Source organism: Pseudoalteromonas luteoviolacea, from assembly GCF_001696455.1.
Lineage (GTDB): Bacteria > Pseudomonadota > Gammaproteobacteria > Enterobacterales > Alteromonadaceae > Pseudoalteromonas > Pseudoalteromonas luteoviolacea_C.
Window position 1 is genome coordinate 1,962,114 of record NZ_MAUJ01000001.1, and the last position, 12,718, is coordinate 1,974,831.

The 12,718-nt window shown below is 43.1% G+C and carries 12 protein-coding genes and 2 rRNA genes; 1 reads left to right on the forward strand and 13 read right to left on the reverse strand.

From position 1 onward, the window contains the following. Positions 1-61: 61 nt before the first annotated feature. The 11 genes from flgL to flgB all read right to left on the reverse strand — a co-directional run bounded on the left by flgL (position 62) and on the right by flgB (position 10,843). The gene (gene flgL, locus A7985_RS08580; RefSeq protein ID WP_065789968.1) at positions 62-1,315 is read right to left on the reverse strand and encodes a flagellar hook-associated protein FlgL; all 1,254 of its coding nucleotides are present in this window, start codon (positions 1,313-1,315) and stop codon (positions 62-64) included. Between the two features lie 2 nt (positions 1,316-1,317). Next, a complete protein-coding gene (locus tag A7985_RS08585; RefSeq protein ID WP_065789969.1) occupies positions 1,318-3,324 on the reverse strand; it encodes a FlgK family flagellar hook-associated protein in 2,007 nt (668 codons plus the stop codon). Position 3,325: 1 nt separating this feature from the next. Then, entirely contained in the window at positions 3,326-4,327 is a 1,002-nt protein-coding gene (gene flgJ / locus A7985_RS08590; protein ID WP_065789970.1) for a flagellar assembly peptidoglycan hydrolase FlgJ, read from the reverse strand. A gap of 103 nt (positions 4,328-4,430) precedes the next feature. Further along, positions 4,431-5,525, reverse strand: coding sequence for a flagellar basal body P-ring protein FlgI (locus tag A7985_RS08595; protein WP_065789971.1), 1,095 nt, complete (start codon positions 5,523-5,525; stop codon positions 4,431-4,433). Positions 5,526-5,536: 11 nt separating this feature from the next. Continuing rightward, a complete protein-coding gene (gene flgH, locus A7985_RS08600) occupies positions 5,537-6,217 on the reverse strand; it encodes a flagellar basal body L-ring protein FlgH (RefSeq protein ID WP_063379680.1) in 681 nt (226 codons plus the stop codon). A 15-nt stretch (positions 6,218-6,232) separates the two neighbouring features. After that, positions 6,233-7,021, reverse strand: coding sequence for a flagellar basal-body rod protein FlgG (gene flgG / locus A7985_RS08605; RefSeq protein ID WP_063356943.1), 789 nt, complete (start codon positions 7,019-7,021; stop codon positions 6,233-6,235). Positions 7,022-7,039: 18 nt separating this feature from the next. After that, positions 7,040-7,804, reverse strand: coding sequence for a flagellar basal body rod protein FlgF (locus A7985_RS08610; RefSeq protein WP_063370742.1), 765 nt, complete (start codon positions 7,802-7,804; stop codon positions 7,040-7,042). A gap of 110 nt (positions 7,805-7,914) precedes the next feature. Beyond that, positions 7,915-9,264, reverse strand: coding sequence for a flagellar hook protein FlgE (flgE, locus tag A7985_RS08615; protein WP_063375948.1), 1,350 nt, complete (start codon positions 9,262-9,264; stop codon positions 7,915-7,917). Between the two features lie 38 nt (positions 9,265-9,302). Next, positions 9,303-9,980 carry a flagellar hook assembly protein FlgD gene (locus A7985_RS08620; RefSeq protein WP_065789972.1) on the reverse strand — a complete coding sequence of 226 codons (678 nt, stop codon included), beginning with the start codon at positions 9,978-9,980 and terminating at the stop codon, positions 9,303-9,305. A 15-nt stretch (positions 9,981-9,995) separates the two neighbouring features. Next, positions 9,996-10,427 (reverse strand): flagellar basal body rod protein FlgC, encoded by a 432-nt coding sequence (gene flgC / locus A7985_RS08625; RefSeq protein WP_063370745.1) that lies wholly within the window; start codon positions 10,425-10,427, stop codon positions 9,996-9,998. A gap of 2 nt (positions 10,428-10,429) precedes the next feature. Next, entirely contained in the window at positions 10,430-10,843 is a 414-nt protein-coding gene (flgB, locus tag A7985_RS08630; RefSeq protein WP_063370746.1) for a flagellar basal body rod protein FlgB, read from the reverse strand. 1,085 nt (positions 10,844-11,928) lie between these two features. Here flgB and A7985_RS08635 point away from each other — a divergent pair. Further along, entirely contained in the window at positions 11,929-12,201 is a 273-nt protein-coding gene (locus A7985_RS08635; RefSeq protein ID WP_065789973.1) for a hypothetical protein, read from the forward strand. Positions 12,202-12,425: 224 nt separating this feature from the next. Here A7985_RS08635 and rrf read toward each other — a convergent pair. Both rrf and A7985_RS08645 read right to left on the reverse strand, forming a co-directional pair. Further along, positions 12,426-12,540: ribosomal RNA gene (rrf, locus tag A7985_RS08640) — 5S ribosomal RNA — on the reverse strand. An 89-nt stretch (positions 12,541-12,629) separates the two neighbouring features. Beyond that, positions 12,630-12,718 (reverse strand): 23S ribosomal RNA (locus tag A7985_RS08645); the annotation flags it as partial.

The following is a 12,718-nucleotide window of genomic DNA, read 5'->3' on the forward strand; positions in this document are numbered from 1 at the left end:
ATTGTAAGATTTGACGTATTTGGTAAGAAATAGCCGCTTATTATTAGCGGCTACAATTTGATTATCTGATGAAGTCTAATAAAGAAAGATTAGACAAGCGGCCATAGGTTGCCTGAGATGCTTGCAGTTGGGTCTCGTGCTTAGTGAGTTCTGTGATCGCTTCAGCCATGTCCAATTCTATAAGATCTGCACGCGCTATCTTATTGTTGATATCTAGATCTGTATTGGCTTCAGTGATCCGCGTTGCAGTATTCATTCGCCCTCCAAGCCCTGATTGGATTTGAGAGACTCTGTTCTTCGCGTTTTCTAATCCGGTCATCGCATCTGCTAGTTGCTGACGATAGTCCTTATCAGACAAATTTGGATCTTGCACTGCATTGATTAAGTTTTCTAGCGTGTTCAGGACATTGTCTTTTTTCGGCGCAGCAAGATCAAATGTGATGGTATCGGTCGGTGCTGCCGAACCTGAAAAGCTAAATTCCATGCCAGCTACAGTAATATTGTTTTCAGTATAACTACCTGAGCCCATCACTGTACCCGTCGCCACTTGCACCAATTGATAAGAGGCCGGTGCGGTCGCGCCATTTAATTGAAGCTGGTATTGGTTCGCATTTGCTGGTGCTGTCGGATCTGGGTTGTAATTGGCTTTGTGGAATATATCAAATGGGCCTTGCTCGGTAACGTATACATCTGCGCTTGTTATACCACCAGCCCCGACTGTTGCGGTGTTTGAAGCAACATTGAGCCGTTGTTCAACGCTTTCAAATACGTCATAACCATTGTCACTAGACTTAATTTCAACACCTTCAGCGACTTTTATCTTATGTTGACCTTGGTCACCTGCATAGGTATATCTCTTGTTGGTACTGTCATAGTCATAGGTTTTGGTATTGTCTTGATAGCCAGAAAAGATATACCGGCCATCCTCCGTTTTAGAGTTCATCAATTCTAAAACTGCGGTTTGAATTGACTCTAGCTCTTCAGACAAAGCGGCTTTATCTGGTGCCGTCAATGAACCATTACCCGCATTTACGGTTAGCTCGATTGAACGTGTTAAAGAGTCTTTGATGTTATCTAATACACCCTCTTGTGTATCTAGCCGACTTTTTAGCATCGTTAGATTCTTGGTGTATTGTTCATTTGTCTGGATTTTATCTGAGTACAATAAAGATCTCGCCATCGCGGAAGGGTCATCAGATGCGGTAAGTACACGCTTTTGCGTATTTACCTGCTGCATCGACTTATTCACTTCTTGTTGGCTATTTAAAATAGAATTCAGGTTATTTTTAAAAATCATATTGTGAGATAAACGCATAATTACCTCGCAGCACTAAGTAAAGTATCAAACACAGTTCTAGCAGCACTCAATATTTGTGCTGACGCTGAGTATGATTGTTGAAAACGGAGCAAATTCGCAGCCTCTTCGTCCAAGTTAACCCCAGACACAGACTCAAACCAAGCCTCTGATTGAGCAGCAAGTGCATCGTATGCTGCGCCATTCGTTTTTGCCTGGTTGGCTACAACGCCTATTTCGGTAACAAGGCCAGCATAGGCTTCATTAAAGGTTTTTAAGTTATCGGCTACAGCGGTAGTGACAACATTTTGTCTCACAAGTTGCCCCGACTGTAATTGGCTTAGGGCCAAACCGTTACGGTTATCGTCAAAACCACCGGTATTAAATTCGATAGTATAAGTATCGCCAGTGGACGGCTCACCATCAATGTTAAAATCAAATCCGTAGTTGGCGAACGCGCCACCCGCTTGTGCTAGAATGTTTTCCAGCGGAGGCGTTGCGGTAAATGTTGTTGTCCCACTGCCATCAGTCAACGTATATTGATTGGTTGTGCCTGTTTTTTGCAGGGTAATGGTGCCATTAGTCAAACTAGGTGGCGCAGCGGTAAAGTTACTCGTCGCAGGCGTAGTATTGGTTACACTGCCAACAGAGATGGTTGCGGTACTCACATTGCTGGTACCAGACTCCGTTCGAATAGGCGATGCCAGTGCCAAACTTTCAGCACGATCTGTAGCAAGCTTCATTGTGCCAGCTGCTGCTGCATTTAACTTCACATCAAAAACATCGCCATTTGCCGGCGTAGCTGTAAAGTTAAGCTGTAGGCCAAATAAATCTGTGCCCGCAGGAACCGTAGTCGAGTTAATCGTGGCTGCATATGGCACGGTCGTCGCATTGCCAACGGTATTACCTTGGCTGTCTATTGCTGCAATGGTCAGATTACCCGCGTTGTAAGTAACACGAAAGTCATTTGCGGGAATTTCTTTACCTTTGCCAGCTTCTAATGTCGCAGCGAGTTGCGCGGTGCCAGTATTACTTCTGTGAGGCAGGCCCGCAGCAGTTGGGATTTCAAAAATATTCCCACCCAAATTGCCATCGAGATCCATACCCAGCTTATTTTGCTGGTTAAATGCATCAGCCAATGCCAACCCTATTTGACCAAGCTGATTTTGCGCAGGTATTAAGATTTCATCTCTAAAGGCTAGAAGTCCACCAATTTGACCCTGTAACTTAGTTTGGTCGACTTGAAGCGCCACGGCATTGCCGTCTGTCACATCCAGTGTCAGTTCTTTTCTATTTGGATCTGGATCACCGTCCAAAGAAAATAGGTTAAATGCCCCATTTTCCATTACGACTGCTTGACCACTGCCTAAGAATACAAGCTTTTCACCATTGGAGCCATTGAGTGTCTCAATGTCGACCAGTTCTGCCAAGTCTTTAATTGCCTGATCGCGTTCATTTAAAACCGAACTGGCGTTGTCGTTATCAGGGTTCGCATTCAATGCCCCAACTTTACCATTTAAGTCACTTATTTTTTGAATAAGATTATTTGCTTCTTGCGAGTAAATAGATAATTGCTCATTCACAATGTTGTTTTGGTCAAATACGATCCCAGACAGTCGATCCATTTGGTCAATCAGGTTTTGCGCATCCGTTAAGAACAAAGATCGTGTAACCGTTGAAGAGGGCAAATTCATTGCCTCTTGCAAGTTATTAAACATCGAGTTGATACTGGTATTTAAGTTATTAGACTCTTCACCAAATAGGGTATCGACTCGCGTTGACTCTGTTACAAACTGGTTGTAGTAAGATTGGCTTGAAACATCTCTAATCAGTTGCTTTTGTGCAAACTCATTAAGCATTCTCACCGTTTCACCACGGCCAACTTGATTGCCAATCAACGTAGCATGCTCGGTTCGCTCTCTCACATAACCGACCGTATTGAGGTTAGCGATGTTTTTACTCGTAGTTTGTAGCAATTCACTACTAGAACGGACGCCAGACGTACCAATGTTCATTAAGTTAAAAGACATATTAATTTACTCCCTGACGTACAAGCGAAGTTAGTGCAGATCTAAATTGCTCACCGCCCATTACATTTTTTATTTTGTTCGCGTAATTTGGATCGGTCGCATAACCTGCTTGCTGCAACGCCTCTAGATAGTCACTTGGGCTAGCCGCTTTTTTCAGTGCATCACCATAACGAGGGTTGGACTGTAAAAAGTCCACATAATCATTAAAGCTTTGTTTGATGGACTCATAAGCCCTAAAGTTAGCTTGCTTTTTCACTGGCAAGCCTTGTTCAAATTCGAGTGTCATTTTACTGGCACTGTCTCCTTTCCAGCGGCTATCCGCTTTTATATTGAATAAGTTAAAGCTGCTATTACCATCAGGCTTCGAGATCACGTGCTTACCCCAGCCCGTTTCCAACGCAGCTTGCGCCACCATCACAGCAGGGTTCAAGCCAATTTTTTGGGCAGCTGATTTTGCATAGTCCCAAAGTGTACTGATAAACTCTTCAGGACCCTCAAACGATTTGGGATCTGCGTTCTGCTCTTCTACTTCTTTGGATTGCAGGGCCACTGCGGGTTGTGCGGTCTCAGGTTTAACCTCAGCGTTTGCCACTGTATTTTGACCATTGGCAATTTTGTCACTTTGAATGTCAGCGCCTGTGCGAACTACTGAAGCAGGCATATAACCGTTTTTTGTTGGTGATAGCTGTTGCACAATCAAGTCGGCCAGTCCCAAACTGCCATTGTTTGACAGCTCCAGTGACATTTGTTGATCATGCATTTCTCTATAGAACTTAACGCTGCTGGAGTTAAATGGACTGTCTTGGTCTTCGAACGCTTCATTTGCTTTGCGCATACTCGTCAACAGCATTTGGGTAAAAATTGATTCAAAATGCTGCGCTGCTTTTTTAAGTGCTTGCTTAGACGCATCGCCATCACCAGCACTTTTAAGCGCGTCCTGTCTCAATGAGTTCAGGTTACTTAGATCAAAAAAGCTTTGATTGTGTGTCGGATCAGTATTCATTGTTCAAAAACACGTCGTTAGTAATAATGATTACTACAATGCAAATATCAAGCCAAAAAAAAGCCCCATAAATATGGGGCTAACTGATTGATTAAATTAAGAACTAAATGACGACTAATTGACCATGTATCGCACCAGCTTCTTTTAACGCTTCAAGTATTGCCATCAGGTCACCCGGCGCTGCGCCGACTGCATTAATGGCTCTAACCAAGTCATCTAAGCTACTGCCTGGGTCGAAAACAAAGGCACGAGAGTCATCTTGGTCCACATCAACAATACTTTGACGGGTTACCACAGTATCACCTTGCGTCAGGGGCTGAGGCTGAGACACATTTGTTTGCTCTGCAATCGTCACCGTCAGTCCGCCGTGCGTTATCGCTGCTGGTTGCAATTTGACATCCTTACCAATCACGATGGTGCCAGTTCTAGAATTAACAATAATTTTTGCTGAAGTATCAGCTGGTTTGAACTCTAAATTTTCTAACGTAGACAAGTAAGCTACTCGCTGTGATGGATCCCTGGGGGCAATCACGCGTACAGAAGCTGCATCAAGTGCGCTCGCACTATTGGGGCCAACTAATTCGTTAATCGTATCAGCAAGGCGTTTAGCCGTCGTAAAATCTGGTCGGTTAAGATTAAAAGTAATATGGTCGCCTTGTGTGAAAGGACTTTTAACTGCTCTCTCAACCATGCCACCATTTGGTATTCTGCCTACAGTAGGTGTATTGATGACAACTCGGCTGCCATCTAACCCTTCCGCGCCTAAACCGCCAACAATCATACTGCCTTGTGCTATTGCGTATACGTTACCGTCAACCCCTTTTAAAAAGGTTTGCAGTAACGTACCGCCTCTTAAACTGCCCGCGCTACCAATAGAAGAGACTGTTACGTCAATACTTTGACCGGGTTTCACAAATGGTGGTAAGTCTGCGTGAACGGCGACAGCTGCTACATTTTTAATTTTGGGTTTCAAATTGCCAGGTAAGGTAATGCCAAAACTGTTCAACATCGCTTTAAAACTTTGTTCAGTAAATCGACTCTGCTCGCCCGTTCCTGGTAAGCCAACCACTAAACCATAACCAATTAGCTGGTTGCTTCTTACGCCTTCAACCACACTGACGTCTTTTACTCTCTCAGCATTGACACACAAGGGGATCATTACTGACGTAAGTATTAATAGACTACGTAGTATGTTCATAATGTACTTCCTTAAAAGGGCATCAAAGTGCTCATAAAGAATTTAGTCAACCAACCTGCACTTTGTACTTCTTGCGTTTGCCCTTTACCCGAGTATTGGATACGGGCGTTTGCAATTCGGTTTGATTCAACTTCGTTTTCGTACGACACGTCTTGAGGCCTTACCAAACCTTCCAGCCGTATAAATTCTTCACCAGTATTAAGCGTTAACCATTTTTCACCGCGAATCACTAAATTTCCATTTGGTAATACACGCATTACATTGACCGAAATATTGCCAAATAGGCTATTCGATTGATTTGCTTGTGCATCACCTTGAAATGACGAATCTCCGCCAGCACTCATCTGAATTGCATCACCGCCGATTCTAACTGGCACATTTCCCAACCCTAGGAAGGGGTCTACTTTTACTTCGCTGTCTTTGTCCAGCTTAGAATTCGCAGCTTTTGATGCCTGGGTGGACTCTCTCAACACCACCGTAATAATGTCACCGACACGCACAGCTTTTTTGTCTGAGTACAGATCATTTGAGTATGAGTTAAACAAAGACCCTGTCGCGACTACAGATTCAGGTTCCATTTCAGGATACATGGGTGCGTAATAAGGATCGTCTCTTACTACATTACTGTTCTCTGTCGACATACAGCCAGTTAATCCGAGTCCGATGGCGACTATCAATAAACTCTTACGCATGATCTGCCCTACCCTTTAAAGTTGCTGATTAATGTAACTAAGCATTTCATCAACTGATTTAATAACTTTTGAGTTCATTTCATAAACTCGCTGTGTCTCAATCAGGTTTACCAATTCTTCAGTAACATTTACATTCGAGGTTTCAAGTGCCCCCTGAACGATAGAGCCAAGCCCTTCAACACCCGGGTTACCTTGAACAGGCGCACCACTTACCGCAGTTTCTGTATACAAGTTTTGCCCGATTGGCTCCAAGCCCGATGGGTTGATAAAGTCACTAATAACGAGCTGACCTATCACCGTGTTTTCTGCCTGTCCATTAATACTTACTGACACCTCACCATCTTGAGAAATCGTAATTGAGTTCGCATTGTCTGGTACCGTCATTTCAGGCTGAACGGGAAAACCCGCGCCTGATGTAACGACTCGACCTGTTTCATCGGTTGTGAATTGGCCATTTCGTGAATAGGCGATAGTGCCATCTGGCATTTGTATTTCAAAAAAGCCTGGACCTTGGATCATCCAATCCAAAGAGTTTTCAGTACTTATCATATTACCTTGGGAAAAGTTCTTTTGGTTCGCAACCACTTTAGAACCTGCACCAAGCATTAAACCAGATGGTAATTCAGTATCTTGTGATGAACGCCCACCCGGTTGATTAATATTTTGGTAAAGCAAATCTTCGAAGATTGCGCGGCTTTTCTTGTAACCAACTGTGCTGGCGTTAGCCAAGTTATTCGAAATAACCGATATGTCTGTTTGCTGGGCATCTAAACCCGTTTTACTTATCCACAATGCAGGATTCATAATCTATACCTCACTCTCTTAAACTATGCGCAGGAGCGAAGTGTGTCGCTCATCAATTTCTTCTGCTGACTTCATTAGCTTGATTTGCATTTCAAATTGTCTTTGATGATTAATTAAATCAACCATCTCATGAACAGGATTTACATTGGACATTTCAAGGTAACCACTCATTACCCTTGCGGTTGGTGAAATTTCACAAAAACCGCAGTGCCCGTCTTCAAGCTGATCTTCTTTCGGTCTAAACAAACCATCATTACCTTTTTCCAGCTTACTGTTGTCTGCTGAAATGATCTTAAGTCTATCTACCGTTTCTAAGAAGTTCGCTGGTGCGCCTTGAGGACGAACTTGAATCGATCCATCGTCACTAAAGACGACTTTTTCGATTGGCAATGGCAATATAATTGGACCACCTTCGCCAATTAATTGGCGGCCATGGCTAGTGACTAACGCACCATCACTGGTGATGTTCAATGTACCGACTTTTGTGTACGCTTCTTCGCCACTGGCATCCATGACACTGATCCAAGACTTTTCATCGACTGCAATGTCAAGATCCCGCCCTGTTTCAGTGACTGCGCCACTCAACATATTGGTTCCTGGGCGCTCTTGCATGGCAAATACCCGTGTCGGTAAACCTTCACCAAACGCCTGCATCGATCTCGCTTGCGCAAAGTCAGCTTTAAAACCTGTTGTATTAGCATTAGCCAAGTTGTTGGCTTTTAAAGCAACACCACGCAAACTCTGTTTAGCGCCAGACGCAGCGATATAAAGCATTTTATCCATGAGAACGACCTAAAACTGTTCAACCTACATGGGTTAATGCAATTGTAATGCCAGTATGAGTGTCAAAAATAAAAAAGCCGCTAAAGCGGCTTTTTGTTGGAAGGTTATAGTTATCGAATCTGTAGAATGTTTTGTTGCAGTGTTGAGTTAACTTCTAAAGCCCTCGAGTTAGCTTGGAAATTTCTCTGAGCACTTATCAAATCAACCAACTCATTAGTTAAGTTCACATTGGACTGCTCCAATGCAGATGAGTTAATCGTACCAAGTGTCCCTGAGGCGGGCTCGCCTGCTATCGGCTCACCCGAGGTCAAACTCTTCTTCCAACCTGTGTTACCCACTTCTGTCAGACCTTGTGAGTTAGAAAATCGGACCATGGCAACTTGCCCTAGGAAAGTTGAATCACCATTACTGTATGAAGCAACAATTTTACCGTCAGAGCCGATGTCAATCCCAGCTAGTCGACCCGTTGTCGCACCATCTTGGTCTAATGCTTTAACTTCAAAACGGCTTGCAAACTGAGTTGGCAATTTAGTACTGGTATTTGCTTCATCACGCCAGTTCATTTGTACTGCCCCAGGGAAGGTCGCACCATTCGTTAGCAATGTAGAAAGACCCGCGTTTGCGCCCGCAGGAATTGACAGCGGATTGAATGTAGTACCAGTATTGGCTGTACCACCGGTACTAACTGGGAAACCTTGCGCGTTAAATTCAAACTCAGTGATTGGCGCACCAGGAGGCGTAACTGCCTGACCGTTCGCGCCAAATTGCTGACCATTTAGCGTTGCATAAACCTGCCACTCGTTGGGGTTTGTCGTTGGATCTTCTTTTCTAAAGAAGAACTGCAAAGTATGTGGCTGACCTAACGAGTCATAAATAGTGGTTGATGTCGAACTATTGTAGGTTGCACTCTCTGTCGGATTAAAAGGCAATGTGGGAGCCGTAGCACGAGAGTCCAAATTAAACGATGAATAGACATTCGTCGTCGCGCGTGGAGAACCTGAAGCATCAGGGATCTGCAAAGCCGAAGATGTACTTAAACTCACAGAAGTTGTATCACCTGAACTTGGGTCAACAGGGAAACCTTGTAAGAAGTTACCTCGTGCATCAACGATGAAGTTGTCTTTATTCAGCTTAAATGCACCAGCTCGTGTAAACGTATAGTCTTGGCCACCGAGCTCTTCACTTGTAGCAAAGTAACCCTCACCAGTAATTGCTAAATCAAGTGAGTTTTGGGTAAAGTTTAAAGAACCTTGGTGAAATTGCTGTGCAACCATTGTAGTGGAAACACCATCACCATTTTTTGTCGCACCAGCGCTGAAAACAGAAGATGCATAGACAGAAGCGAATTCAGCACGCGATTCTTTAAAACCTGTTGTATTAACATTCGCAATGTTGTTCGCTGTAGTATCCAAATCTTTTTGGGCAGCAGCTAGTCCCGTTAAAGCAATATTAAAACTCATACTCTCTTACCTCTATAAATGAAGGTTAAATCTTTTGATTAAGCTATCTCTGCAACGTCAGATAGTCTAACTGCACCAGCTTTTGTGTTAATCACAATGCCCTGAGAGCCATTCACATTAACACTGTCAATATTTCTAAATGTTGCTGTAGGCAAAGCTTCAAACTTTCCGTTGGTCTGCCCCTCAGCTTTAATCGTGTATTCACCAGGAGGAAGTGGCTCTTTATCATCGTTTAAGCCATCCCATTCAAAGCGTTTAGCACCTGTAGTCTGCTCGCCAAGTTCAATTTTTCTAACCAGCTCATTTTTATCATTAATGATGCTTAGTGTTAACTTTTCCACCGGCTCTGCGACAATGATAGAACCTCGGGCTTGCATACCGGGCCCATGCTCAATCGTATCGGACTCAAGCAGCGCCTTTTTGCCTATGAGCGTTGAAGCTTGCAATGCTGAGTTCGATGTCATAGATGCGGCTAATGACTCAAACTTGGTATTTAAGTTTGATATACCTTCTGCCATCGTAAAGTTGGTCATCTGAGATATCATCTGGTCGTTATCAGCAGGCTTACTCGGGTCTTGAAAAGACAACTGTTGAGTAAGTAATGCAAAGAAGTCTTCCTGCTTTAACTCATCATTTTTCTCTGTTGGCACTTGTTTATCTTGCCAACGCAACGAATCGACAAAGGACGAAGTTGCGGAATTGACATCATTACTCATCAGCTATACTCCCAATTAGCGCTGACCAAGCAACAGAGTTTTACTTAACATCTGCTTAGCTGCGTCTGCTACTTGAACATTCGTTTGGTACGAACGTGATGCGGAGATCATATTTGTCATTTCCTCGACGACATTCACATTCGGTTTATAGATGTACCCGTCTTTGTCAGCACTTGGGTGATTAGGGTTATACTCAACCTGCAAAGGTTTATCGCTTTCTACGATACCTAATACCTTCACCCCGACCGAAGAGCTTAGTGTACTCGGGTTTGCCGCCGTAGCTTTATTCAGCTCAGCCGCGAACACCGGATGCCTTGCTCTATACACTTCGTCCTGACTCGAACTTATGCTGTTTGCATTGGATATATTACTGGCAGTGGTATTCAAGCGAATATTTTGAGCACTCATACCAGAGCCTGCGATATCAAAAACGTTATATAAACTCATAATTAGGCTCCTTGACCACCACCAAGCGCTTTTTTCAAGCTTTTAAATTTGCCACCCAAAAAGTTCAAACTAGCTTGGTACTCTAATGCATTCTGTACATACAAGTTCCGTTCCACTTGTATATCAACTGAGTTACCATCACCCGTATCTGTTTGATTTGGATTACGAAATAGTTCTTCACTGTTAGTCAATCTAGTTCCACCACCAATGTGTTTTTCGTCGGTACGGGTCATTTGATTGCCGCGTTGCTGTGCCGACTTTGCCGCATTGAGTGCACGACCAAAATCGATATCCTTAGCTTTGTAGCCAGGTGTATCTGCATTAGCAATATTACTTGCTAAGATCTCTGCACGCTGAGAACGGATCAACATGGTGTGTTGATGAACTCCAAGCGCCTTATCAAAACTAATCGCCATAACCAACTCCAAAAATTTGACTATATACTGGTTAATGCAAAAGTAGGACCAACTTTAAATCAAACACAACAATCAAGATTAATATTTAATTATCAATATGTTGTGGATTTGAGAGATTCTATCTTGTTCGCCAAAAATGTGTTTTTAACCGAGTAATGGTTTTGATTAAGCAGGTTTTATTCCAATGTTAGAGTGTTGGCACTATTCTCGTTTTTGATGATAAAGCCAAAAAAGTGAACGTGCTTCCAGAGTGGCCCGTAAATCCATGGGATACATCAAGCGCAACATATGATGTGATCATCAATGACTCACTCATTCTGGAGCACTCAACAAAGCAAACAATTAGCCCAGAGCACACAGCTATATTTGTTCGAGGTGAACAATAAGGCGTCTCATGCAAAGTAAAACGCGCAGGCTGCGCTGGGGACGATATCGCACCGGATGTTGTAGACAGTCTGATTACAGATGTACAAGCCGCAAGGTAAAGAGTAACGTGCGAACTAGCGCATAGTGGTAATAAACAAGTATACCAAATTAAAACTAAGCGACTGCCAACCCTGCCACCTTTTGAACTAGGTATGCTCGTAGGCATTCGGTACACAGATTCACTTGTGAAAGCGTCGCTATAAGCGCATCAGTAGACAGACTGGGGGCAATTACAGTTAGCCAGAAAGTAGTGAGATGGTATCTAATTACAGCGACTTATAGGCGTGCTGACAAAATCGCATAAGACCATCGTTAAAGTAGTCAGTGTGAATTCAAATGGGACAACTTTAGTTAGGTTTAATGATGGAAATGAAAGTGTTGTGCTGGGTGATAGTGTGCAAAGGGGAAGTGCATACTTAGAAGATGGTAGGATTATTGGTCCCGCTCCTGACCTACCGTTTACAGAAATCGAGGTTTAACTCCCATTTTTAGAGGACACCTAAATTTATTGTACGATAGGAATCGTAAATTCAAAAAACGGGGTTAATAAAATGTCCGAGCAATTAGTAGCTCTTTATACTCACTTAGGGGCAATGTTCACCGGTGGTTATATTTCTTTTCTATTCAGAAACATATAAGACAAACGAAAGGAATTTAATTTGGCAATTGAACCTCTGAGGGAAAAGGTATTAAAGGAAGAAACTATTGATGAATCTTTTATCGTCGATTTAGAGGCTAAATTAGGAGTAAGGGCAAAAGAAATATGCTCAACTTTTGAGAGTGACTTTTTACCTAAAATGAAGCAAGTCAGGGCGCTTCAGAAATTAGATCCCTACGGTCGCTTTCTAACAAGTAAAGAAAACAGAGAAAAAGGCAGTGTTCTAAAACAAAAAGCATATGCCAATCTGATCGCTTTATGTCAGTTGAAATGATGAAAGGGCGTTTCACTACTTGAAATGTTCATTTTTTGCAGTTTTCGCGCGCGCCATCACTCTCTTCACCTTGCGCTAAAGTCGCATGGTGCAAAAGGTTAGCGACAGCGAACGCAGTGAGTACGCTTCTTTTGCGCAAGGTGAAATGAGCCGGTTTAGCTGTTGCCGAGGGACTTAAAAACAAAAAGCCCGACTCTTTCGAATCGGGCTTTCTTTTATTTGGTGCTTGGCGATGTCCTACTTTCACATGGGAAACCCCACACTATCATCGGCGCTATTTCGTTTCACTACTGAGTTCGGCATGGGATCAGGTGGTTCCAAAATGCTATGTTCACCAAGCAAATTCTGTAAAATCTGGAAGCGTAATTAAATTCTTATCGTCTACTTTTGTTCTTAACTTCTAACAAATAAAACCACTTTGGCGTTGTATGGTTAAGCCTCACGGGTAATTAGTACGAGTTAGCTCAATGCCTCACAGCACTTCCACATCTCGCCTATCAACGTTGTAGTCTTCAAC

Bases quoted from the DNA above. Each gene is read 5' to 3' on its own strand.
- flgL (WP_065789968.1), bottom strand. From the start codon at position 1,315: ATGCGTTTATCTCACAATATGATTTTTAAAAATAACCTGAATTCTATT.
- A7985_RS08585 (WP_065789969.1), bottom strand. From the start codon at position 3,324: ATGTCTTTTAACTTAATGAACATTGGTACGTCTGGCGTCCGTTCTAGT.
- flgJ (WP_065789970.1), bottom strand. From the start codon at position 4,327: ATGAATACTGATCCGACACACAATCAAAGCTTTTTTGATCTAAGTAAC.
- A7985_RS08595 (WP_065789971.1), bottom strand. From the start codon at position 5,525: ATGAACATACTACGTAGTCTATTAATACTTACGTCAGTAATGATCCCC.
- flgH (WP_063379680.1), bottom strand. From the start codon at position 6,217: ATGCGTAAGAGTTTATTGATAGTCGCCATCGGACTCGGATTAACTGGC.
- flgG (WP_063356943.1), bottom strand. From the start codon at position 7,021: ATGAATCCTGCATTGTGGATAAGTAAAACGGGTTTAGATGCCCAGCAA.
- A7985_RS08610 (WP_063370742.1), bottom strand. From the start codon at position 7,804: ATGGATAAAATGCTTTATATCGCTGCGTCTGGCGCTAAACAGAGTTTG.
- flgE (WP_063375948.1), bottom strand. From the start codon at position 9,264: ATGAGTTTTAATATTGCTTTAACGGGACTAGCTGCTGCCCAAAAAGAT.
- A7985_RS08620 (WP_065789972.1), bottom strand. From the start codon at position 9,980: ATGAGTAATGATGTCAATTCCGCAACTTCGTCCTTTGTCGATTCGTTG.
- flgC (WP_063370745.1), bottom strand. From the start codon at position 10,427: ATGAGTTTATATAACGTTTTTGATATCGCAGGCTCTGGTATGAGTGCT.
- flgB (WP_063370746.1), bottom strand. From the start codon at position 10,843: ATGGCGATTAGTTTTGATAAGGCGCTTGGAGTTCATCAACACACCATG.